The sequence below is a fragment of the Nonomuraea sp. NPDC050383 genome (genome assembly GCF_044459125.1).
GTDB lineage: Bacteria > Actinomycetota > Actinomycetes > Streptosporangiales > Streptosporangiaceae > Nonomuraea.
In genome coordinates this window covers 359,649-381,786 of the sequence record NZ_JBITIP010000002.1, presented here as the reverse complement: position 1 = coordinate 381,786, position 22,138 = coordinate 359,649, and the positions used below count along the sequence as shown (strand labels likewise).

The 22,138-nt window shown below is 71.4% G+C and carries 24 protein-coding genes; 5 read left to right on the top strand and 19 right to left on the bottom strand.

All coding sequences use genetic code 11. From position 1 onward, the window contains the following. Window positions 1-3: 3 nt before the first annotated feature. The 7 genes from ACIBG4_RS06525 to ACIBG4_RS06495 all read right to left on the bottom strand — a co-directional run bounded on the left by ACIBG4_RS06525 (window position 4) and on the right by ACIBG4_RS06495 (window position 4,412). Window positions 4-615 (bottom strand): dihydrofolate reductase family protein, encoded by a 612-nt coding sequence (locus tag ACIBG4_RS06525; RefSeq protein ID WP_397200963.1) that lies wholly within the window; start codon window positions 613-615, stop codon window positions 4-6. Between the two features lie 74 nt (window positions 616-689). Then, the gene (locus ACIBG4_RS06520; RefSeq protein ID WP_397200962.1) at window positions 690-1,532 is read right to left on the bottom strand and encodes a DUF6597 domain-containing transcriptional factor; all 843 of its coding nucleotides are present in this window, start codon (window positions 1,530-1,532) and stop codon (window positions 690-692) included. 24 nt (window positions 1,533-1,556) lie between these two features. Continuing rightward, window positions 1,557-1,967, bottom strand: a complete 411-nt coding sequence (locus tag ACIBG4_RS06515) for a DUF732 domain-containing protein (protein WP_397200961.1) — start codon at window positions 1,965-1,967, stop codon at window positions 1,557-1,559. Window positions 1,968-2,135: 168 nt separating this feature from the next. Beyond that, window positions 2,136-2,294: a hypothetical protein gene (locus ACIBG4_RS06510; protein ID WP_310710959.1), complete on the bottom strand. Its 159-nt coding sequence runs from the start codon at window positions 2,292-2,294 to the stop codon at window positions 2,136-2,138. 219 nt (window positions 2,295-2,513) lie between these two features. Then, the gene (locus ACIBG4_RS06505) at window positions 2,514-3,419 is read right to left on the bottom strand and encodes a class I SAM-dependent methyltransferase (RefSeq protein WP_397200960.1); all 906 of its coding nucleotides are present in this window, start codon (window positions 3,417-3,419) and stop codon (window positions 2,514-2,516) included. Between the two features lie 43 nt (window positions 3,420-3,462). After that, a complete protein-coding gene (locus ACIBG4_RS06500) occupies window positions 3,463-4,134 on the bottom strand; it encodes a DUF6461 domain-containing protein (protein ID WP_397200959.1) in 672 nt (223 codons plus the stop codon). 134 nt (window positions 4,135-4,268) lie between these two features. Further along, a complete protein-coding gene (locus tag ACIBG4_RS06495; protein ID WP_397200958.1) occupies window positions 4,269-4,412 on the bottom strand; it encodes a hypothetical protein in 144 nt (47 codons plus the stop codon). 124 nt (window positions 4,413-4,536) lie between these two features. Between ACIBG4_RS06495 and ACIBG4_RS06490 the strand changes: the two genes are divergently transcribed. After that, the gene (locus tag ACIBG4_RS06490; RefSeq protein ID WP_397200957.1) at window positions 4,537-5,181 is read left to right on the top strand and encodes a suppressor of fused domain protein; all 645 of its coding nucleotides are present in this window, start codon (window positions 4,537-4,539) and stop codon (window positions 5,179-5,181) included. A gap of 13 nt (window positions 5,182-5,194) precedes the next feature. On the opposite strand, the gene ACIBG4_RS06485 is transcribed toward ACIBG4_RS06490, so the two are convergent. Next, window positions 5,195-6,457 (bottom strand): class I SAM-dependent RNA methyltransferase, encoded by a 1,263-nt coding sequence (locus tag ACIBG4_RS06485; protein WP_397200956.1) that lies wholly within the window; start codon window positions 6,455-6,457, stop codon window positions 5,195-5,197. A 57-nt stretch (window positions 6,458-6,514) separates the two neighbouring features. Then, window positions 6,515-8,557, bottom strand: coding sequence for an APC family permease (locus tag ACIBG4_RS06480; protein WP_397200955.1), 2,043 nt, complete (start codon window positions 8,555-8,557; stop codon window positions 6,515-6,517). Between the two features lie 101 nt (window positions 8,558-8,658). Between ACIBG4_RS06480 and ACIBG4_RS06475 the strand changes: the two genes are divergently transcribed. Then, the gene (locus ACIBG4_RS06475; RefSeq protein ID WP_310710948.1) at window positions 8,659-9,324 is read left to right on the top strand and encodes a TrkA family potassium uptake protein; all 666 of its coding nucleotides are present in this window, start codon (window positions 8,659-8,661) and stop codon (window positions 9,322-9,324) included. Next, window positions 9,324-9,983 (top strand): TrkA family potassium uptake protein, encoded by a 660-nt coding sequence (locus tag ACIBG4_RS06470; protein ID WP_310710947.1) that lies wholly within the window; start codon window positions 9,324-9,326, stop codon window positions 9,981-9,983. The genes ACIBG4_RS06475 and ACIBG4_RS06470 overlap by 1 nt, the downstream gene beginning before the upstream one ends. A 60-nt stretch (window positions 9,984-10,043) precedes the next feature. On the opposite strand, the gene ACIBG4_RS06465 is transcribed toward ACIBG4_RS06470, so the two are convergent. The 6 genes from ACIBG4_RS06465 to valS all read right to left on the bottom strand — a co-directional run bounded on the left by ACIBG4_RS06465 (window position 10,044) and on the right by valS (window position 16,319). Continuing rightward, the gene (locus ACIBG4_RS06465) at window positions 10,044-10,709 is read right to left on the bottom strand and encodes a DUF3159 domain-containing protein (protein WP_397200954.1); all 666 of its coding nucleotides are present in this window, start codon (window positions 10,707-10,709) and stop codon (window positions 10,044-10,046) included. A 4-nt stretch (window positions 10,710-10,713) separates the two neighbouring features. Next, complete coding sequence (locus ACIBG4_RS06460) at window positions 10,714-11,097, bottom strand: OB-fold nucleic acid binding domain-containing protein (RefSeq protein ID WP_310710945.1); 384 nt, start codon at window positions 11,095-11,097, stop codon at window positions 10,714-10,716. Window positions 11,098-11,126: 29 nt separating this feature from the next. Then, on the bottom strand, window positions 11,127-11,768 hold the full coding sequence (locus ACIBG4_RS06455; RefSeq protein ID WP_397200953.1) for a DUF3710 domain-containing protein: 642 nt from the start codon (window positions 11,766-11,768) through the stop codon (window positions 11,127-11,129). Between the two features lie 56 nt (window positions 11,769-11,824). After that, on the bottom strand, window positions 11,825-12,256 hold the full coding sequence (gene dut / locus ACIBG4_RS06450; protein WP_310711011.1) for a dUTP diphosphatase: 432 nt from the start codon (window positions 12,254-12,256) through the stop codon (window positions 11,825-11,827). 226 nt (window positions 12,257-12,482) lie between these two features. Continuing rightward, window positions 12,483-13,718: an AI-2E family transporter gene (locus ACIBG4_RS06445; RefSeq protein ID WP_397200952.1), complete on the bottom strand. Its 1,236-nt coding sequence runs from the start codon at window positions 13,716-13,718 to the stop codon at window positions 12,483-12,485. Window positions 13,719-13,799: 81 nt separating this feature from the next. Further along, window positions 13,800-16,319 (bottom strand): valine--tRNA ligase, encoded by a 2,520-nt coding sequence (valS, locus tag ACIBG4_RS06440; protein WP_397200951.1) that lies wholly within the window; start codon window positions 16,317-16,319, stop codon window positions 13,800-13,802. A 79-nt stretch (window positions 16,320-16,398) separates the two neighbouring features. On the opposite strand from valS, the gene ACIBG4_RS06435 reads away from it, so the two are divergent. Next, window positions 16,399-16,683, top strand: a complete 285-nt coding sequence (locus ACIBG4_RS06435) for a DUF4235 domain-containing protein (RefSeq protein WP_310710941.1) — start codon at window positions 16,399-16,401, stop codon at window positions 16,681-16,683. Here ACIBG4_RS06435 and ACIBG4_RS06430 read toward each other — a convergent pair. Beyond that, window positions 16,616-18,049 carry a trehalose-6-phosphate synthase gene (locus ACIBG4_RS06430; RefSeq protein ID WP_397200950.1) on the bottom strand — a complete coding sequence of 478 codons (1,434 nt, stop codon included), beginning with the start codon at window positions 18,047-18,049 and terminating at the stop codon, window positions 16,616-16,618. The two genes, ACIBG4_RS06435 and ACIBG4_RS06430, sit on opposite strands and share 68 nt — an antisense overlap. A 228-nt stretch (window positions 18,050-18,277) precedes the next feature. Continuing rightward, complete coding sequence (gene paaN, locus ACIBG4_RS06425) at window positions 18,278-19,930, bottom strand: phenylacetic acid degradation protein PaaN (RefSeq protein WP_397200949.1); 1,653 nt, start codon at window positions 19,928-19,930, stop codon at window positions 18,278-18,280. Between the two features lie 142 nt (window positions 19,931-20,072). On the opposite strand from paaN, the gene ACIBG4_RS06420 reads away from it, so the two are divergent. After that, on the top strand, window positions 20,073-20,747 hold the full coding sequence (locus tag ACIBG4_RS06420) for a TetR/AcrR family transcriptional regulator (protein ID WP_397200947.1): 675 nt from the start codon (window positions 20,073-20,075) through the stop codon (window positions 20,745-20,747). Here the strand turns inward: ACIBG4_RS06420 and ACIBG4_RS06415 are convergent. Continuing rightward, window positions 20,744-21,121 carry a nuclear transport factor 2 family protein gene (locus tag ACIBG4_RS06415; protein WP_397200946.1) on the bottom strand — a complete coding sequence of 126 codons (378 nt, stop codon included), beginning with the start codon at window positions 21,119-21,121 and terminating at the stop codon, window positions 20,744-20,746. The two genes, ACIBG4_RS06420 and ACIBG4_RS06415, sit on opposite strands and share 4 nt — an antisense overlap. Window positions 21,122-21,205: 84 nt before the next feature. Continuing rightward, complete coding sequence (locus tag ACIBG4_RS06410) at window positions 21,206-22,078, bottom strand: hypothetical protein (protein ID WP_355440644.1); 873 nt, start codon at window positions 22,076-22,078, stop codon at window positions 21,206-21,208. Window positions 22,079-22,138: the final 60 nt, after the last annotated feature.

Genomic DNA, 22,138 nt, shown 5'->3' with positions numbered 1-22,138 from the left:
GGCCTATCGGCGGACCTTGAACTTCAGGTGCAGCACCCGGTCGCCCTGGATGACCACGTGCGGATCCTCCAGCAGATGCTGCCCCTCGATGCTGCCGAAGAAGCGTTTGCCCGACCCGAACACCACCGGCACCACGTCCATCGCCACCTCGTCCACGAGACCGGCCGCGAGGATCTGGCCGCCTACTTCGCCGGCGTTCACACCGATGGTCCACTCCCCGGCGAGCTCCTGGGCCTTGTCGATCGCTGCCGTCACGTCATCGACGAAATGGTACGACGCCTCGGGGTGCCAGCCCTCGGGCTTGGGCCGGTGGGACACCACGACCACGTGGTCGCCCGCGGGCGGCTTGCCCTCCCAGCCGTTCACCAGGTCGAACAGGGTGCGGCCCATCACGATCACACCGATCGACTCCCACATCGGCCGGACGTACTCCGCCGACGCGCGTGAGACCTTGAGGCGGCTTCCCGTTCCGGAATGGTCGTACTCCTGGTCGCCGCCTTCGGTGATCGGGGTGTCCCCGCTGAAGTACCAGTCGTGGAGGGTTCCGACGTCGTCCTTCTCGTCGGCGATGAAGCCGTCCACCGACACCACGTTGTGCATGATCACTGTGCCCACGGGTCCTCCTGGAGTCGTCCTGCGCGTTCGCCTCCGATCCTGTCGTGCCGGGGGGCGGCCGGGCTTGTAAAAAATCAATCAGCGGGCATCGGGCCGCTGTCCGGCGGGAACCCTCGCTCGGCGGGGAATCGGCGCCGCAGGTCCAGGTATTCCGTGGGGGTGTGACCGGTGAAGTCCTTGAACTCCTTGCTGAAGTGGGCCTGGTCGAAGTAGCCCGCCGTCTGGGCGAGCTCCGACCAGTCGACCGGACGCAGGGGGTCCACGGAAAGGATCAGCCGCGCGAAGCGGTAGATCCGCGCCACCCGCTTGGGGGTGATCCCGACATGGGACTTGAACTGCGTGGCCAGGTGAGTGCCGCTCACCCCGGCGGCGTCGGTCAGCGCACCGACCGGGAGCGCGCCGTGGGAGGTCGCCAACCGGCCGCCCGCGTGCTGGACCAGGTCGAGACCGCGCGACGGCGCCTCGGCCAGTCGCGACCGCAGCTCCTCCTCCATCACCCGCAGGGTCTCGGTGGCCGATGCGCTGTCGCCGAGCCGGTTGCGGATCCGGTCCGAGGACCGTCGCCAGACGGCGCCGACCGGCACCCATCGGTCCCGCAGCTCGGTCGCCGGCATGTCGACGAACGGCGAAAGACCCCAAGGCTTGAAGTGCACCCCGACGAGCCGCACCCGTGCGGGGTACTCAAGGAGGAAACGCCTGGTCCGTACACCCATGAACCACCCGTCGGTGAGCACTGCCGGCGGCGCCGAAGGGTCGCGATCCCACAGACGGGCGGGTTCGCCCAGGTTGACGAACAGGTGTGCGGACGGCATCGGCGGGACGTTCATCCGGGGGTGGCGCGGCACCCCGGTCAGGCAGTAGATGTCGTCGATGAACCGGTCGAGCGGCGGGGCGGGCACCCGGCCGACGTATTCCATGGACTCAGTGTGGCGGACGAGAGCTCACTTCGCGAAGGAGGTCGCCGGTGGGGGGCACCACTCCTTGACCGCCTCCACGATCTCGGCGGCCTGCTCCCGGGTCACGTCGGTGAAGCGCTCCTGGGCGTCGCTCACCAGCTCCTCCCCCGGTTTGCCGTCCAGGATGTCGCGGCAGGTGGCGCGGGCCCGGCTCAGCGCCGCGCCCTCCTCGGGCGCCAGCCACGGGGCGATCCGCTCAAGGCGCTGCAGGTACGCCTGGTCAGGCCCGGCCGTCTCGGGGACGAGGCTCGTCACGGCCAGGACGACGCTCACGCCGGCCACGAGCGCCGCGCCCGCCACCGCGAGGACCCGCGTCCTGCGTTGTCCTCCACCCGTCTCAGCGGGTTCGGAAACCTGCGGTTCCGGCGTCTCGGAGGGGGTCGGCTGACGGCGCATGTGGCGCACCGTACGCCCCACATGACCACCGCCATCCGCTTTTCCGCCGAATAGATGACCGAAACAGGGCGGAAAGGCCACCCCTAACCCGGCGGGGAGTCACGGGCGCAGGCAGGCGGAAGCCCCCGCCGCGTGGGCGGCGGGGGCTCCGGAAGGTGGTCCTTGGCGTCAGGCCGCGGACTCCGTGACCTCGGCCTCCAGCGGCGTGACCGCGGCGATCAGGTCGGCGAAGTCCTTGCGCGGGACCTCCAGCACCACGTCCGGCCTGTCGACGTGGTGGATCTCGACGTGGTCGTTGAGCCTTCGCGCGACGACACGGTTGCTCATTCGTGCTCCTTCCGAGGGGAGACTGCCTGCCTGTGGCCGTGCCCGGGGTCTACGCGGGAGACGTTCGCAGCCGCCCGCGCCGCCCCGTTCCGTAAGGGCCCGGCCACCGGGAGTCAGCTTGCCATCCGGGCCGATGGCGGGCGGCCCGCACATGCAGGGCCGGGTAGAGACATGCCCGTCCTGGTGGGCCATCTATGCGCCTCGGGAGAAACTCGCGGCTCAGTCTCCCGCCGGGGACAGCTGGAAGTGCCAGACCACCATCGCCGGCACGTCGCCATGCGCGGCCCTCGCGGCCTCGGGCACCAGGTCCGTCAGGGACCACGGCCACACGTCCCAGGTCTCCAGCGCCTGCGCCGTGGACGGCGTCTCTACCGGCCGCGGGTGCTCCGCTTCCGGCAGGCGGGGCTCCTCGCAGCGGCGCACCTGCAGCCCCGCCGCCAGGGCGGCGCGCAGGTAGTCGCCGACGGGGTGCCGGTAGGTGGCTATCCGCCCCGGCTGCCCGTCCTCCCGCCGTACGGGCGGAACGAAGCCCCGGGCGACTCCCTCGGGATGCATGTCGGAGACCACCAGGTGTCCTCCCGGGCGCAGCACCCTGGCGAACTCGGCCATCACCGGCCGCAGCGACGGGACATGCGTCAGCGCCAGGGAGCAGACCACGAGGTCCACGGCGTCGTCCGGCACCGGCAGGCTCAGCAGGTCCCCGACCAGGAACTCCCCCTGCGGGACCCGGTCCCGTGCCCGCGCGAGCATGTCGGGCGAGCCGTCCACGCCGATGACCTGATGGCCGCGCCCGGCCAGGGACGCCGCCACCCGGCCGGTGCCGCACGCGGCGTCCAGGGCGACGCCCGCCGGAAGCGCGTCGAGGATCTGCCCGACGACGGGCTCATCGATGGCGAACAGCCCGTTGGGCCCGTCATAGGTGCGCGACCAGATGCGATAGCCCTCCACCGCGTCCACCCGCGCGACCTCCACGCCCGCGTCCGCCAGCGCCTCGTCGTCGAGCAGCCGGCGGATCTCGGCGACGCGCGCCTCGACGAAGCCGCGGTCGGACTGGCCGGTGAACGAGCGCAACAGGGCGACGCCTTCGATGCCGAGCAGGTACGCCAGAGGGTCTTCGTAGATCACGCCGCGACCCTAACGACACCCACCCCGGGAGCGCCATCCGATTTCAGGTGCCCTGTACCGGGCCCACCAGGAGCGGACCCGTCAGTATGTCCGGTGTGAGCACGATGCCGGTGATCCTCGCCGCCAGGTGGAACGACCGCGCGATCGCGGTGGCGTAGAGGTCGTTCCAGTCCTCGTCTCCGGTCGCCGGCTTCAGGGGGAGGCCGACCTCGCGCAGGAGCTCGTTGAGCCGGTCCGGATCACAGCCCGACCGCATGTCCGGCATGTACGGGTTGAAACTGGTGACGGTCTCCCCGTCGAGCGCGTAGGCGACATGGTGGTTGGCGTAGTCGTGACGGAGAACGGCCACCACCTCGCCGTCCGAGGAGAGCGTGGCCAGGGTGTCTCTCATGGCGGCCTCCCAACCGAAGAGTTCGAGGGCCACGCACCAGTCCCCCGCCTGGACTACTCCCACGTGTCCACCGCCCAGCGCGCCGCCGTACCTGTCGCCGAACTCGAACGCCGCATGGCCGTACTCGTCCAGGCTCATCTCCCGTCCCTGCGGCAGCCCTTGAGGCGTCCCCTGCCGCGCCTCCGGCTTCGCGAAGCGGCGCAGCACCTCGGCTGGTTCAAGCCCACGGAGAAAGGAAACGCAGAAGATCTCGTCGAACAGGTTGTCCTCGTGCCCCGCCGGAACCGCCAGCCAGCGGAACGGGGCGAGGGGGTCGGTCGCCATCGCCACTCTCTGATCGTTGCAGCGATGATGCCGAACAGCACCGACAAACCGGCCACGCGCCTGGGTGTCCACCCCGGACATGCCGAGGGCGTCAAGATCTCCCTCGCCTGGTGCACGGGCGCTGCTGCCGATGGCTATCGCCAGGCCGGGTCGGGCGGCACGTTGCCGAGGATGAGCAGCGTCACCGCGATGGCGATCACCATGAGGACCACGACACGCGTGGACACGGCTACCGGCCGGTTGTCGGCCCGGGTCATCTCCAGCCATCGCTTGATCATGACTGGATGCTGTCTCATTTCCTGACCCAGAGCAAGATCGGGTCGATCCCCGGAGAGGCGACGCCGGATGCCCGACTTGGTCCTGATGCCACGAAGTTGGAGACTCGCCAGTAATGTTCGGTCGGTGATCGATACTGCGCAACCGATCAATGGTTGGGATGCCATCAACGCTGTGCTCCGTGAGCACTACGGCCGCGACACTCCATGGCCAGACTGGGCGCCGGAACGCCCCTACTCTCTAGGCGGCCCTGACCCCCTGGACGCCATTCGCAACTACGACCACGACGACCCACGCCCTCACTGGCACATGGTCGGCTGCGGCTTGTCAGAGTTGTACGACAAGACCAGCGACATAGCCGAGCTGTCGGGCTGGGGCATCGAGTTCAGCCTGCGCGTGGCCAAGGACCCCGAAGACGCCGGACCTCCGATGTGGGCGGCCGTCATCCTCCAGCAACTGGCCAGATACGTGATCGTCCAACGCCCCTTCTCCCCCGGGCACACCATCCACGTCGCGCCCGGTTTCTTCAACGACCATCCAGGCCAGCCTGAGAACACCCCGACAGAGCTCGCGGCCCTGGCCTTCGCTGTCGACCCGGAACTGGGCACCATCGAGACGCCGAACGGCGCGCTCACGTTCCTTCAGGTCGCGGCGTTGACAGAGGCGGAGTACGCCGCCGCCCAGGGCGGCAACGCGCTGGCTGTCCTGGCCCGGATCGAGCAGGACGTTCCCCTTCACATCGTTGACCGCGGCCGCCCCAGCGTGCTGTGACGTCGGCCAGAGGCTAGACCGCCTTCTTGGCCAGCAGGGCCACGCACTCCACATGGTGGGTCATCGGGAAGGCGTCGAAGGCGCGCAGGTCCGTGAGGCCGTAGCCGCGCTCGTCCAGCCAGGCCAGGTCGCGGGCCAGGGTGGCCGGGTCGCAGGAGACGTAGACGATGCGTGGCGCCTCCAGGCTCGCGACGCGGTCCACCACCTCGCGGCCGAGGCCGGCGCGGGGCGGGTCCACCACGACCACGTCGGCGCGTTCGATCTGGAAGCGGTCCAGGGCCTCCTCGACCCGGCCCCGCTCCACGCGCGCCTGCGGGAGGTCGCGGAGGTTGGCGCGGGCGTCGCGGACCGCCGCCGCGTCCGACTCCAGGCCGAAGACGGCTCCCTCCGGTCCCACCGCCTCGGCCAGGCCGGCGGCGAACAGGCCCACCCCGCAGTAGAGGTCGAGCGCCCACTCCCCCGGCTCCGGGGCGGCGAAGGTCAGGACCGCGTCCAGCAGCGTCTCCGCGGCGCCGGGGTGGACCTGCCAGAAGCCGCTGCCCGACACCCGGAACTCCCGGTCGCCGACCCGTTCGCGCAGCACGCCCGAGCCGTGGCGCGGCACCGTGCGGCCCTTGCCCTGGTCGAGCAGGATCGAGGTCGGCGCGTCGAGGTCGGGCACGGGCACCGTGCGGCGCGGGCGCGGCTTGACCACCACGGCGCGGTCGCCGCCCGCTGAGGCGATCACCTCGACGCCCGCCGCCCCGGGCCACTCACGCAGCTCCGCGCCGACCGCCTCCACCTCCGGGTGGGCGATCAGGCACGCGTCGACGGGCTGGATGTCGTGGGAGCGGTGCTTGCGGAAGCCCGGCGCCCCGTCCGGTCGTACGGCGAGCTGGACACGGGTGCGCCAGCCGAGGCCGTCGGGCGCGCCCGGCACCTCCTCCACCACGACCTTCCGGTCGATGCCGGCGAGCCTGCGCAACTGCTCGGCCACCACCTCGGCCTTGAGCGCGCGCTGGGCCTCCAGGGTGGCGTGCTGCCAGTCGCAGCCGCCGCACCGGCCGGGGCCGGCGTAGGGGCAGGGTGGCACGACGCGGTCGGGTGAGGGCTCCAGGATCTCCACGGCGTCGGCACGAAGGAAGCGGGAGGTCTCCTCGGTCACGGCGGCGACGACGCGCTCGCCCGGCAGCGCGTGCCGGACGAACACCACGCGCCCTTCGTGCCGGGCGACGCACCAGCCTCCGTGCGCGACCGGGCCGACCGTGAGCTCCAAAGATGCCTGTTCCACTTCCACATCGACACCCTATGCCCCGCCCGCGCGGGTCCCGCACGTCGAAGGCCCCGCCGGCCGTCAGCCGGTCTGGATCTCCTTGTCCTTGGCGGGGTCGTCCCAGGAGCGCCGCACCGAGCCAGGAGCGTACGGCTCCGGGCGGCCCTTGAGCCGGTCGGAGGAGTGGAGCTGCCACGGCACGCTCGTCACCATCACGCCGGGCTTGAACAGCAGCCGGGCCTTCAGCCGCAGCGCGCTCTGGTTGTGCAGCAGGTGCTCCCACCAGTGCCCGACCACGTACTCGGGGATGAAGACCGTCACCACGTCGCGCGGCGAACGGCGGCGCAGCGTCTTGACGTAGTCGAGGATCGGCTGGGTGATCTCCCGGTACGGCGAGTCGAGCATCTTGAGCGGCACCGGGATGCCGCGGCGCTCCCACTCGTCCTGGAGCTGGCGCGCCTCGGGGCCCTCCACGCCCACGCTGACGGCCTCCAGCGTGGACGGCCGGGTGGCGCGGGCGTAGGCGAGGGCCCGCATGGTGGGCTTGTGGATCTTGGAGACGAGCACGATGGCGTGGTTGCGCGCGGGCAGCATCGACGCGTCGTACTCGCCGGTGATCTCCAGCTCGGCCGCCACGTTGTCGTAGTGCCGGCGGATGCCCTTCATCATGAGGAACAGGACCGGCATCGCCAGGCACACGATCCACGCGCCGACCAGGAACTTGGTGAGCAGCACGACGACGAGCACGATGCCGGTCATGACGCCGCCGAAGAAGTTGATGGTGCGCGAGCGGTGCATCCGGTGGCGGACCTGCGGGTCGGTCTCGGTCTTCAGGTGGCGCGTCCAGTGGATGACCATGCCGGTCTGGCTGAGGGTGAAGGAGACGAAGACGCCGACGATGTAGAGGTTCAGCAGGCGGCTGACGTCGGCCTGGAACCCCCACAGCAGCAGGCAGGCGCCGAGGGCGAGGAGGACGATGCCGTTGGAGAACGCGAGACGGTCGCCGCGGGTGTGCAGCTGGCGCGGCAGGTAGCGGTCCTGGGCCAGGATCGCGCCGAGCACCGGGAAGCCGTTGAAGGCGGTGTTGGCGGCCAGGAACAGGATGAGGGCCGTCACCGCGGAGATCACCACGAACGGCGCCGAGCCGCCGCCGAAGACCGCGTCGGCCACCTGGGAGATGATCGGCTGCTGGTAGTAGCCGGGGCCGACGGGCGTCCCGTCGGGCCTGAGCAGGTCGGTCGCCACCACGGACGGCTCGGCCACCTTCACCCCGGAGGCCAGGCCGAGCGCGATGATGCCGCCGAACATGGTGATCGCGACCAGGCCCATCATGAGCAGGGTGGTCGCGGCGTTCTTGCTCTTGGGCTTGCGGAAGGCCGGCACGCCGTTGCTGATGGCCTCGACGCCGGTCAGCGCCGCGCAGCCGGAGGAGAACGCCCGCAGCACGAGGAACGCGGCGGCGAACCCCGCCAGGTCGCTCTGCTCCGGGACGATGTCGAAGTCGGCGCTGGGCGCGTGCAGCTGGTCGCCGAGCACCAGCAGCCGGAACCCGCCCCACAGGACGAGGCCGATCACCGCGGCCATGAACGCGTACGTCGGGACGGCGAAGGCGGCGCCCGACTCGCGCAGGCCGCGCAGGTTGACCACGGTGAGCAGGATGACGATGGTGATGGCGACCGCGGGCTTGTTCTCGGCGACGAACGGGATGGTGGCGCCCACGTAGTCGACGCCGTTGGCCACGGACACGGCCACGGTCAGCACGTAGTCGACCATGAGGGCGCTGGCCACGGTGAGCCCGGCGTTCTTCCCGAGGTTGGTGGTGGCCACCTCGTAGTCGCCGCCGCCGCTGGGATAGGCGTGGACGTTCTGCCGGTACGACGCGACGACCGTCAGCATGACCAGCACCACGGCGAGCGCGATCCACGGGCTGTAGGTGTAGAACGAGACACCGGCCAGCGAGAGGATGACGAGGATCTCCTGCGGCGCGTACGCCACGGAGGACAGGGCGTCGCTGGCGAACACCGGCAGCGCGATGCGCTTGGGCAGCAGCTGCTCGTGCAGTTGCCCGCTCCGCAGCGCCCGGCCTACCAGGACGCGTTTCAGAAGATCTGTCACCTTCGCCACGTAACCAGAGCCTAGTCCCCGATTCGGCCACGCAGCCGAGCGCTCCCCTATCAGGCCATACTGGTGTCGAGCAACCGGCCGACCGCGAGATGCGGGGGAGTATGCATATAGTGATCATGGGATGCGGGCGGGTCGGATCGACCCTGGCTCACATTCTCGAAGACGGCGGCCATTCGGTCGCGATCATCGACCGCGATCCGCAGGCGTTCCGCCGGCTGCGGGCGGGGTTCCGCGGCCGGCGGGTGACGGGCATCGGCTTCGACCGCGACGTACTCACCGACGCCGGCATCGAGTCCGCCACCGCGTACGTGGCCGTCTCCAGCGGGGACAACTCCAACATCATCTCGGCCCGGGTGGCCCGGGAGACGTTCGGCGTGGACAACGTCGTGGCCCGGATCTACGACCCTCGCCGGGCCGAGGTCTACCAGCGGCTGGGCATCCCCACGGTGGCCACCGTGCGCTGGACGGCCGACCAGATCCTGCGGCGCATCCTGCCGGAGGGGGCCGAGCCGCTGTGGCGCGACCCGACCGGCCGGGTCGTCCTGGCCGAGGTGCCCGTCCACCCGTCCTGGGTCGGCACGCGCGCCGTCGACCTGGAGCCCAGGGCGAGGTGCCGGGCCGCGTTCATCAACCGGATGGGCGAGTCGCTGGTCGTCGCCGACGACACGGTGCTCCAGGAGGGCGACATCCTGCACGTCATCGCCGCCGAGAACGACATGGACCGGATCAACAAGGTGCTCGCCGCCGCACCGGAGAAGGACGACTGATGCGCGTCGCGATCGCGGGGGCCGGGGCCGTGGGCCGGTCCATCGCCGCCGAGCTGCTGGAGAACGGGCACGAGATTCTCCTCATCGACGTGGATCCCAAGGCCATCAAGATCGACAGCGTGCCGCGGGCGGAGTGGCTGCTGGCCGACGCCTGCGAGATCGCCTCGCTGGACGAGGCGGGCCTGAACAACTGCCACGTGGTCGTCGCCTCCACCGGCGACGACAAGGTCAACCTGGTGGTGTCGCTGCTGGCCAAGACCGAGTACGGCGTGCCGAGGGTGGTCGCCCGGATCAACCATCCCAACAACGAGTGGCTGTTCAACGAGTCGTGGGGCGTGGACGTGGCCGTCTCGACGCCGCGCCTGCTGAGCGCGCTCGTCGAGGAGGCGGTCAGCGTCGGCGACCTGGTGCGGCTGCTGACGTTCCGCCAGGGGCAGGCCAACCTGGTGGAGCTCACGCTCGCCGAGGACGCGCCGGTGGTGGGCCAGCGGGCCGGCTCGGTGCCGTGGCCGGCCGACTCGGCGCTCGTGGCGATCCTGCGCGAGGGCAGCGTGCTGGTGCCCTCCGACGACGACCCGCTGGAGGCGGGCGACGAGCTGCTGTTCGTCGCCACCCAGGAGGTCGAGCAGGAGCTCGCCCACCTGTTGTCGCAGCACTGACCCGGTCCCGCCGACACGGGCGGGACCGGGCCTTACGGCTTGTCGTGGGGTGGGGGCGGGTCAGACCGGGGCGACGGGGTTGATCGGGGTGCGGCCGCGGCCGAGGACCCAGATCATGGCGGTCAGGGCCGCGATCTGCAGCGGCCACCCCATGGCGATCTTGGTGACGCCCAGCGCCGCCACCGCCTCGTCGCCACCGAACAGGTAGACCGGAAGCTGCACCGCCACCCGCACCACGCACGGGATCATGAGCAGCCACGTCAGCCGGGAGCAGAGCCGGACGACGCCCGGGTCCTTGCGCCACCCCGTCGGGTCGCCGGTCACCGAGCCGATGAGGAACCCGACCACGGGCCAGCGGGCGACGACGGACAGCAGCATGGCCACCGCGTAGGCGCCGTTCCACAGAATGCCCGGCAGGAAGTAGTCCTTGGCGTCGCCGGTGCGGCTGGCGAAGAAGGCGCCGATCGCGATGCCGATCAGGCTGTTGATGACGAACTGCGGCGTCGAGCGCTGCAGGACCCGCGCGAGCAGCAGCAGCACCGACAGCGAGACGCTGACGATGAGCGACAGCTTCAGCTCCTCGGTGGAGATCCAGGCCAGCGTGAACGCCGCCGTCGGCACCGCCGCCTCGATGATGCCCCGCACACCGCCGAACGCCTTGGAGAGCTGGGCTCGAACGGCTGACTCCACGGTGTCGTGGGCGGCGTCTCCGGCCTCGGCCTTCACCTGATCAACTCCCTGGGCGCAGCTCGTAGCGCGGATTGAACATCACCTTGCGGCCGTCCTGCATGCTCACCAGGCCCTCGGCCTTGACGATCCGGCCGGGCTCGATGCCCGCGATCTTGCGGCGGCCGAGCCAGACCAGGTCGATCACGTCGGACCCGTCGTACAGCTCCGCCTCGAGCGCGGGGGCTCCTCCCCTCGGCCGCAGCGTCACCGTACGTAGCGTACCGGCTACACAGAACCGGCGTCTGCCGCCACACGAGGCGATCGGCGTCGCGCCCGTCTGCTCGGCGTCCTGGCGCAGCATCTGCGCCTCGATCTCGGACTGGGGTGAGGCCAGCCGACTGAAGAACCCGCGCAACCCCCGTTTGGGAGTCCCTGCCGTAGTCATGATGAAACAGCCTATGCGATGGGAGGCCGTCAGCGAATCTCGCTGATCTCAGGTCCGCGCCGGAACGGGTTGAGGCCCGTCCGGTCCTCGTCCGGGCCGCCGTGCTCGTTGGGGCGGCGCAGCGCGATCGGCTCCTCGCGCGCCATCGGCTCGGTGCCGCGGACGACGACGACGTCGCGCAGGAAGTCGAGGAACGGCGCGGCGAGGGCCTCGTCGGCGGCGGCCGGGCCGTGGACGACGGCGAGCAGGAACCAGCGGGGCCCGTCGACCCCGAGGTAGCGCGCCTGGCGGGTCTGGCCGTCGGCGGTGATCTCGCCGCTCAGCTCGGCGCCGAACGGTCCCTCGCGCTCCTGGAGGGACGGCACCTGCTGGGTGATCTTGGTCCTGACCTCGTCCCACAGCCCCATGGACCGGGGCGCGGCCAGCGCCTGGAGCTGGAGCGTGCTGTCGTCGTGGATGACGACGACACCGATGTGCTGGTCGCCGACGGAGGCCAGACGTACATCGAAGTCGGGGTTGTGCGGCAGCAGCAGGCCACCGAGGTCGACCCGGTCGTGCTCGGGGTGGGGCTCGTCGGAGTCCCACGGACCGGACTCGCGCATGGGCTCGGCCGGGGCCTTGGCCGAGTCGGCCGGCCCCTGCGGATGCTCGCGACGACGGCGTCGGAACACGTCTCTCACTCTCCCTGGTCAGTGCTCTGTGAACCCTGTCGGCGGCCGGACCCCGGTCAGCGCCCCGTCGAGCCGAACCCGCCCGCGCCCCGCGCCGACCCCGGCAGCTCCGCCACCTCGCGGAAGGCCGCCCGCTCGACCCGCTGGACGACGAGCTGGGCGATGCGGTCGCCGCGCCGCACCCGGAACGGCTCCCTGGCGTCGGTGTTGATCATCGTCACCTTGATCTCGCCCCGGTAGCCGGCGTCGACCGTGCCGGGCGCGTTGACCAGGGTGACGCCGTGCCGGGAGGCCAGGCCGGAGCGCGGGTGGACGAACGCGGCGTAGCCGTCGGGCAGCGCGATGGCGACGCCGGTCGGCACCACCGCGCGCTCGCCGGGCGCGAGCTCGGCGTCGCATGCGGCGCGCAGGTCGGCGCCCGCGTCGCCCGGATGGGCGTACGAGGGTGCCGGCAGGCCGGGGTCGAGCCGCTGGATGAGGATCTCCAGCGGGGCCTCGGCCGGGGCGTCCGTGGGCGTTCCGGGCCGGAGCCCCGCCGCGTCGCGGTCGGTCGCGGTCACGGGTTCACCTCGTCGTGGTGCTCCGGGGCGCCGATGCGCCCCTCAGCCTCAAGGTACGCCCTCCGGAGAGTGATCCGGTCACACCCGGTGCCCGGGTGGAGTGTCGTGCGGGGCCATGAGGCCGGTGGAGCGGTACGGGTCACGAGTGACGAGATTACTCGCTGTCGGCCGGCCTTTCGCCGCCTGGCGCTCCCGCCGCGGCGGGGGTGCCGCCGGGAAGCGCCCGCACCGGCTCGGGACGCTCGCCGTCGCCGGTCGGCTCTCCCGCGCCACCGTCCTCGCCGGGCGGCTCTCCCCCGGCGTCGTCCTCGTCCGCGTGCTCTCCCGGTGGCAGGGCCGGTGGGTCGTGCCGCAGCTCGGGCAGCGCCCGGTAGATCACCGCCGCGACCGGGACGGCGACCGCCGCCCCGGCGATGCCGCCGAGGATGCCGCCCACGGCCAGGACGAGGATGATGGCCAGCGGGTGGAAGTTGAGGGCCCGGCCGACGATGAGCGGCTGGAGCACATGGTTCTCCAGCTGCTGCTCGACCACGAGGACGCCGACGAAGATCAGGGCGTAGACGGGGCCCTTGGCGCCCAGCGTGACGAGCGTGGCGACCGTGCCGGCGAAGAAGATGCCGACGATGGGGATGAAGCTGGCGAAGAAGATGAGCACGGCCAGCGGCGCCCACAGCGGCACGCCCATGCCGGCCAGCACGATGCCCATGATGAGGCCGTGGACGGCGGCGACGGCCACGGTGCCCTGCACGTAGTGCGAGAGCGTGGTCCACGCCGCGCGGCCCGCCCGGTCGACGCGCGGCGCCATCTCGCCGAAGGCCCGCAGGAACCACGACCAGATCCGGTCGCCGTCCTTCAGCAGGAAGAACGTGACGAACAGCAGCAGCACGATCGAGGCGAGCACCTCGAAGGCGACGGCGCCCGCGGTCAGCACCGTGCCGGTGATGGCGCTGCGCTGGGTGTTGACCATGTTCGCGATCTCGTCGACGTAGTCGGTGATCTGCGCCTGCTTGAGGTGCAGCGGGCCGGTGATGAGCCACTTCTGCACCTCGCGCGAGGTCGCCTGGACCTGCTGGACGAGGTTGGGGAACTCCTCCGTGGCGCGGGCGCCGACCAGCCAGCCGGTGCCGGCGAGCACGGCCAGCGCGACCAGCATGGTGATCCAGGTGGCGTAGATGGGCCGCATCCCGGCCTCGCGCAGGCTCCTGGCCAGGGGGAACAGCAGCGCCGTCAGCAGGAGGGCGACCGCCACGGGCAGGGCGACGAAGCTGAGCCGCCCGACGCCCTGCGCGAAGAAGTAGACCACCACGCCGACGAGGATCAGGCACCCCGACCATGCGGCCATCTTGGCCAGCACGGGAGGCACGAGCTTGGTGGGGCGGTCTCTCAGCACATCCCCAGACTGGCACGTCCGGCGCCGGGATGCGCGCCCTTAAAACGATCGGGCGCACCCGGCGCCGGGACACCAGGGACGTCAGGCGGTCTCGGTGAGGGCGACCTCCACCGCGAACTCGGGCCCGTCCCGCAGGACGAACTCCTCGACGTTGCCCGCCCCGCACAGGTCGTCCTGCGCGAGCCGGACGAGCCCGGCCTCGGGTCCGGACACCGTGAGGCGGGACACCTCGGCGCGCATGGACAGCTTGGCCTCCGACTTGGCCTTGCGCACGCGCCGGAGCACCTCGGAGGCCACGGTCAGCACGGCCGGGTCGCCGGTCCCGCGCTCGACGGCCGGCCAGGCGGAGCGGTGGACGGAGCCGGGCCGCCACCACGACCACACCTCCTCGGTGACGAACGGCAGGAAGGGCGCGAACAGCCGCAGCAGCGCGTCGAGCGCGAGCCGCAGGGCCGCGTGGGCGGAGGCGGCGGCCGCGCCGGACTCGTAGGCGCGGGCCTTGACCAGCTCCAGGTAGTCGTCGCAGAACGACCAGAAGAACCGCTCGGCCGCCTCCAGGGCCCTGGTGTAGTCGTAGTCCTCGAACGCCCGGGTGGCCTCGTCCACCACGTCGGCCAGCCCGGCCAGCATGGACAGGTCGAGCGGCTCGGTCACCTCGGCGTCGGCCTCGGGGAAGCCGAGCACGAACTTCGAGGCGTTGAGGATCTTGATGGCGAGCCGCCGCCCGACCTTGATCTGCCCGGTGTCGAACGCGGTGTCGGTGCCGGGCCGCCCGCTGGCCGCCCAGTAGCGGACCGCGTCGGAGCCGTACTCCTCCAGCAGCCCGAGCGGCGTCGTGACGTTGCCCTTGGACTTGGACATCTTCTTGCGGTCGGGGTCGAGGATCCACCCGGAGATGGACACGTCGCTCCACGGCAGCGTGCCGAACTCCTGGTGGGCCCGCACGACGGTGGAGAACAGCCAGGTGCGGATGATCTCGTGGGCCTGCGGGCGCAGGTCCATCGGGAAGACCCGCGCGAACAGGTCGGGGTCGCGCTCCCACCCGCCCGCGATCTCCGGCGTGAGGGAGGAGGTGGCCCAGGTGTCCATGACGTCCGGGTCGCCGACGAACCCGCCGGGCTTGCCCCGCTGGTCCTCGGTGTAGCCCTCGGGGACCTGCGACGACGGGTCCACCGGCAGCAGGTCCTCGGGCGGCAGCAGCGGCCGGGTGTGGTCGGGCTCGCCGGCGTCGTCCAGCGGGTACCAGACGGGGAACGGCACGCCGAAGAAGCGCTGCCGGGAGATCAGCCAGTCGCCGGCCAGGCCCTGCACCCAGTTGTCGTAGCGGACCCGCATGTGCGGCGGGTGCCAGCTCAGCTCCGAGCCCCGGCCGAGCAGCCGCTCACGCAGCTCAGCGTCGCGCCCGCCGTTGCGGATGTACCACTGGCGGGTGGTGACGATTTCCAGGGGCCGGTCGCCCTTCTCGTAGAACTTGACCGTGCGCTGGACCGGCCGCGGCTCGCCGTCGAGGTCGCCGGCCTCGCGCAGCAGCTCCACGGTGCGCTCGCGGGCGCTGTGGACGGTCTTTCCGGCCAGCTGCTCGTACGGCTCGCGCTCGGCGCCCTCCGGGGGCTCGGGCAGCAGCCGCCCGTCACGGCCGATGACGGGCCGGGTGGGCAGCCCGAGCTCGCGCCACCAGGTGACGTCGGTCAGGTCGCCGAACGTGCAGATCATCGCGATGCCGGAGCCCTTGTCGGGCTCGGCGAGGTGGTGGGCGAGGACCGGCACCTCGACGCCGAACAGCGGCGACAGCGCCGACGTGCCGAACAGCGGCTGGTAGCGCTCGTCGTCGGGGTGGGCGACCAGCGCCACGCAGGCGGGGATCAGCTCGGGCCGGGTGGTCTCGATCCAGATGGGCCCCTTCTCTCCGTAGAAGGAGATCCGGTGGAACGCGCCCGGCCACTCGCGGTCCTCCAGCTCGGCCTGGGCGACGGCGGTGCGGAAGGTGACGTCCCACAGCGTCGGCGCCTCGGCCATGTACGCCTCACCGCGGGCGAGGTTGCGCAGGAACGCCCGCTGGGAGGCGGCCCGCGCGGCGCCGTCGATGGTGGCGTACGTCATCGACCAGTCGACCGACAGCCCGAGGCGGCGCCACAGGTCCTCGAACGCCTTCTCGTCCTCGATGGTCAGCCGCTCGCACAGCTCGATGAAGTTGCCCCGCGAGATCGGCACCTGCCGCTTGGGGTCGGGCTTGGCGGGAGGTGTGAAGTCGCGGTCGTAGGGCACCGAGGGGTCACAGCGGACGCCGAAGTGGTTCTGCACGCGGCGCTCGGTGGGCAGGCCGTTGTCGTCCCAGCCCATGGGGTAGAACACCTCACGCCCGCGCATCCGCTGGAAGCGGGCGATGGTGTCGGTGTGGGTGTAGGAGAAGACGTGACCCACGTGCAGCGAGCCGGAGACGGTCGGAGGGGGCGTGTCGATCGAGTAGATCTGCTCACGCGTCTTCGACCGGTCGAAGCGGTAGGTGCCCTCCTGCTCCCAGCGGGCTACCCATACCTGCTCCAAGCCGTCGAGAGACGGTTTTTCCGGCATGGCGGCATGGCGTAGTCGCTGTTGAGTCATGCCTCCATATGGTACGGCTTCGCGGGTCACGCCAGCGTTGCAGACTAGGGTTCGTTACAGAGGGGAAGGAGACGTCCGTATGGCAGATGAGAGGCCGGACCTGGCCTGGCGGGTCATCGGCGGGCTGATGGGACTGGCGACCGCGTGGGTGGCGCGCAAGGCCCTCGGGTTCGTCTGGGTGAAGGCGACGGGCAAGGAGCCGCCTGTCGATCCCGACTCCCCCGAGGTCGGCATGGGCGAGGCCATCGGCTACGCGGTGCTCATGGGCGTCGGCATGTCGGTGGCGCAGATCGTGGTCAATCGGACTGCCAAGAAGCGCTATGAGGCGTGGCGGTCGGTGAAGCAGGTGACTCGAGTGCCGTGAGGAACTCGCTCGCCCAGCGGTCCACGTCGTAGGTGGCGACCCGGCGGCGCATCGTGCGCATCCGCCGGGACAGCTCGTGCGGCGTGGCCCGCATGGCGGAGATCATCTGCCGCTTGACGTCCTCTATGTCGTACGGGTTGACCAGGTACGCCTGCCGCAGCTCGTCCGCCGCCCCGGTGAACTCGCTGAGCACGAGCGCGCCGTGCAGGTCCTGGTGGCAGGAGACGTACTCCTTGGCGACGAGGTTCATGCCGTCGCGCAGGGGCGTGACGACCATGACGTCGGCGGCCAGGTAGAGCGCGGCCAGCTCCTCGCGGCCGTACGACTGGTGGAAGTACTGGATGGGCTGCAGGCCGAGCATCGCGTGCTCGCCGTTGATCCGGCCCACCTGGAGCTCGATGTCGTCGCGCAGCCGCTTGTACTCCTCGACCCGCTCCCGGCTGGGCGTGGCGATCTGCACGAACACCGCCTCGTTGGGGGCGAGCGTCCCCTCCTTGAGCAGCTCGCCGAACGCCTCCAGGCGCTGGCCGATGCCCTTGGTGTAGTCGAGGCGGTCCACGCCGAGCAGCATGTGCTCGGGGTCGCCGAGCTCGGCCCGGATCTCCTTGGCGCGCTGGATGATGTGCGGCTCGCGCACCAGCGAGTCGAGCTCGCCGAAGTCGACGGAGATCGGGAACGCCTGCGTGGTGACGGTCCGGTCCTCCACGAAGATCTCGTTCCCCTTGTACGGCAGGCCGAGCAGGCGGCGGCAGAGCCGGCGGAAGTTGGCGGCGCCGCCGGGCAGCTGGAAGCCGACGAGGTCGGCCCCGAGCAGACCCTCGACGAGCTCCTTGCGCCAGGGCAGCCGCCAGAACAGCTCGACCGGCGGGAACGGGATGTGCAGGAAGAAGCCGATCCGCAGGTCGGGCCGGAGCTTGCGGAGCATGGCGGGCACGAGCTGGAGCTGGTAGTCCTGCACCCAGACGACGGCGCCCTCGTCGGCGGCCTCGGCCGCGGCGACGGCGAAGCGCTCGTTGACGGCGCGGTAGGCCTCCCAGGTCTCCCGGTCGAAGACCGGCGGCGCGACCACGTCGTGGTAGAGCGGCCAGAGCGTGGCGTTGGAGAAGCCCTCGTAGTACAGCTCGACCTCGCGGGCCGACAGCGGCACCGGGATGAGGCTCATGCCGCCCTGTTCCAGGGGCTCCAGTTTCTCGTCGGGGGCGCCGTGCCACCCGAGCCAGGCTCCGTGACGGCGCTGCATCACCGGCGCGATGGCGGTCACGAGCCCGCCGGGGCTCCTGCGCCACGAGGCCGTTCCGTCGGGCTCGACCGTGCGATCCACCGGCAACCGGTTGGCGACGATCAGGAACGAGCTACGGCCACTCACCCAAGTCCTCCTAGGCTCACCTGTGCGGGAGCCGCGACACACGGCTTCCGGCGCCCGCCGCCGAGCCTCGCCGCCGCATCACCGCCCTCGCGCCGGGAGCGTGCGTCGCCGCGAGCTCGCGTACGGAACGGCGCCCTTAGACCCTGCCCAGGACCTGCGAAAACAAACGTGAATGCCGCATATCACACACAACGGACGTTTCCCATTTATCCGGGCAACGGGCGGCGTTCACCCCCCGGCCGGGCGGCGGGACTGGACCATGTGGAAGCGGCCGGCGACAAAGGACGGGTCCGTGAGCGAGGCCGTGGCCGCCGGGTTGGCCCCCGTGCCGTGGTAGTCGCTGAAGGCCGCCGACTGGTTGACGAACACTCCCCCCTCCAGGTTGCACGACAGGTTGACCCCCGCCTCCAGGGCCGCCCGCTCGGCCCGCGCCAGCACCTCGGGCGACGTCGAGTACACCGCCGCCGTGAGCGCCCCCCGCGCGGCGGTCACCCGGCGCAGCAGGCCCAGGCTCTCCTCCGTCGAGGCCGTGGGCACGACGAACGCGATCGGCCCGAAGTGCTCCCGCCCGTACACGTCCTCACGGCCGGCGTCCACGCGGACGATCACGGGCGTGCGCACGACCGCGTCGGGGAAGGCCGGGTGCTTGAGCGCCCGGGACTCCAGCACCACCTCGCCCAGCGACGGCGCGGCCTCCAGACGGGCCAGCACGTCCGGGTTGACGATCGCGCCGGTGAGCTCCACCGCGCGCGCCTCGTCGCCCAGCAGCCGTCCGACGGCCCCGGCGAGTCCCGCCGCCACCTCCTCGAAGCTCTTGTGCCCCTCGTCGGTCTCGATGCCGCCGGCGGGGATGAGGATGTTCTGCGGGGTGGTGCACATCTGCCCGCTGTAGAGCGACAGCGAGAACGCCAGGTTGCCGAGCATGCCGCGGAAGGAGCCGGCCGAGTCGACGACGACCGTGTTGACCCCGGCCTTCTCGGTGTGGACGAGCGCCTGGCGGGCGTTGGCCTCCAGCCACTGGCCGAACTCGGTGGACCCGGTGAAGTCCACGATCCGCACGCCGGGATGGGTGGCGAGGGTCACGGCCAGGCCCTGGCCCTCCTCCACGGCCAGCGACACCAGCGCCGGGTCGAAGCCGGCCTCGGCGAGCACCTCGCGGGCGATGCCCACGGTGATCGCCAGGGGCAGGATCGCCCGCGGGTGCGGCTTGACGATCACCGGGTTGCCGGTGACCAGCGACGCGAACAGCCCCGGGTAGGCGTTCCAGGTCGGGAAGGTGTTGCAGCCGATCACCACCGCGACGCCGCGCGGCACGGCCGTGAAGGTCTTGGTCATGACCAGCGGGTCGCCCTTGGCCGGCTTCTCCCAGCGGGCCGAGGCGGCCGAGGCGGTCATGGCGGCGTGGCCGTACGCGATGGCCTCCAGCGCGCGGTCCTGCGCGTGCGGCCCGCCGGCCTGGAAGGCCATCACGAACGCCTGCCCGGTGGTGTGCTGCACCGCGTGCGCGAGCTCGAACGAGCGCTGGTTGATCCGGTGGACGATCTCCACGCAGGCGAGCGCGCGGGCGTCGGGCCCGGCGTCGCGCCAGGCCGGCAGGGCGGCCTTGGCCGCCTCGACGAGCAGCCCGGCGTCCGGCTCGGGGTAGGTGACGCCGAGGTCGAGCCCGTACGGCGAGCGCTCGGCGCCGACCCACCCGCCGGTGCCCGGCTGGTCCAGCTCGAACGGCTTGCCCAGGTGGGCCTCGAACGCGGCCTTGCCCCGCTCGGCCGCCCCCTCGCCGTAGACCCGCGGTGAGGGGGACTCCGGGTAGGCGCTCCAGTAGCCCCGGCCGGCGATGGCCGCGAGGGCCCGGTCGAGAGTCTCGCGATGCTGGTCGAACATGCTTTTCCGACCTCTCTTGCCGCGGTTCGGGCAGACGCTGACGTGTTTACCGAACATTCGGTCAGTTGACAAGCGAGACATCCGGGCGGGGGCAGAAGCGGGTGGTCCGCAACCGAGATACGCGACTGGGGATAATGGCGCCATGGCCGTACAACCTCGCCAGGGCAGGCGGGGGCACGATCCCGAGTCCGTCCTGGCGATCGCCGTGGACGTCTTCAACGAGCGCGGCTACGACGGCACCAGCATGGAGGACCTGGCCAGGGCGCTGGGGGTCACGAAGTCGGCCATCTACCACCACGTGGCGGGCAAGGAGCAGCTGCTCGCGCTGGCGCTCGACCGGGCGCTGGACGGCCTGTCGGAGCTGGTCGCCGACGAGCGGGCCGGCTCCGGGCCGGCGATCGAGCGCCTGGAGTGGGTGGTGCGGGAGAGTGTCCGCATCCTGGTGGACCGCCTGCCGTACGTGACGCTGCTGCTGCGCGTGCGGGGCAACAGCGCGACCGAGCGGCGGGCGCTGGAGCGGCGGCGCGCCTTCGACGCCTTCGTCAGCCATCTGGTGAAGGAGGCGGCGGCCGAGGGCGCGATCCGGCCCGACCTGGACCCGGTGCTGGTGACGCGGCTGCTGTTCGGGGCGGTCAACTCGATCACCGAGTGGTACCGCCCGGCGCGCGGCGGCTCCGCGGAGGACCTGGCGGACACGCTGGTGCGGATGACCTTCGGCGGCCTGCGCGGCGGCGGGAACCGGGTGCCTGTGATCGCCCAGCTGGTGCAGGCCGACGACGGTTCAGGACAAGGACGGCGCCAGAGAAGGATGACTTAGGAAGCGGACGGCTCGATCTCCCCCGCGAAGACGATGATCTGGTCGATGAGGCTCCGCCGCAGATGGACGACGTCCGTTCCCGCCAGGTGGGGACCTCCATCCGGCGTGGTGAAGACCCACTGGTACCGGGCCCACTCGTCAGGCATGTCCACCGCCGAGCAGCGCACCATCGTGCCGGTCCCCGCCGGGTGGCTCCGGATGTCCAGCACGAACCGCTCGACAGCCTCGATCCCTTGGCTGCGGCCCAACGGCCCCCAGAAGACCACGTCCGAGGTCAGGGCCTGGGAGAGCAGCGCAGTCACATAGCTGTCGTCCGAGGCGTTGAACGCGGAGATGAACGTGTCGATCGCGGACCGCGCGGTCTCTTCCTGCATATGCCAGTAATACCAGTCGCTTCGCGAAACGCGGCCGGTCCGTGAGCCGTCTCCCGATCACGGTGAACCATCCCGGTCACAGCACTAGCGGCCGATCCCGCGCTGGGGCGGCGGAGGGGGCAGCTTGCCGCGCAGGTCGTCGCGGATGGCCTGGCCGAGCTTCTTGGTGGCCATGCGGTTGAGCGTGCCCCCGGCCACGGCGCCGGTGAGGAACGGGCCGAGCGTGGTCAGGTGGCGGCCGAGCGTGCGCATGAGGCGGTTGCGCAGAGCCGTCTTGGTGGCCGCGCCGAGCGCGAGGGTGACGGACGCGGGGGCGAGGGGGTCGATCCCGCGCTGCCTGGCCCATGCGGCGGTGAACGCGGCGGCGCGCTGCGGGCCGGTGCCCTGGACGCGCACGCCGTAGACCTCGTGCAGCTCGGCGAGGAGCTTGACCTCGATGGCGGCCACCACGATGGTCTCGGCCACGAGCTGGGCCGGGGCCGACAGAAGGAGGGGCGGCGCGGCGAACTCGGCCGCGGCGAGCGCTCCGCCGATGGCGCCGACCGTCATGGTGGCCTTCTGGGCGGTGCGGATGAGGTCGTCGGCGAGCTGCTCGCCGGTCAGGCCATGGTGGTGCTCGGAGAGAGTGTGGAGGTCGCGGATGGGGATGCGGGGCGCGATGCTGAGGAAGATGTCGGCCAGCCAGCGGCCCCGCCCGGTGCCCTCGGCGCGCGCCTTCCACTGGCCGGAGCTCAGGCTGCGGGCTAGACGGCCGAGCAGCCTGCGCCGCTCGGCCGGCTCCAGCTGGCCGGGCTCGGTGAGCTTGCCGACGAGCTCGCCGACCTCCGAATCGGTGCCGGCGAGCTCGTCGTCCGGCCGCGGGTCCCGGTCCTGCCGGTCCCCGTCCTGCCGGTGTCGGTCGTCCTTGTGGTCGTGCGGCTCGTCGCTGTCTCGCTGATGCCTGTCCGGTCGGGCCACGCGGAAGCCTCCGTCCTCTGGTCGCGACAGCTCGTTGCCCAGGCGGCGTCGTTCCATGCC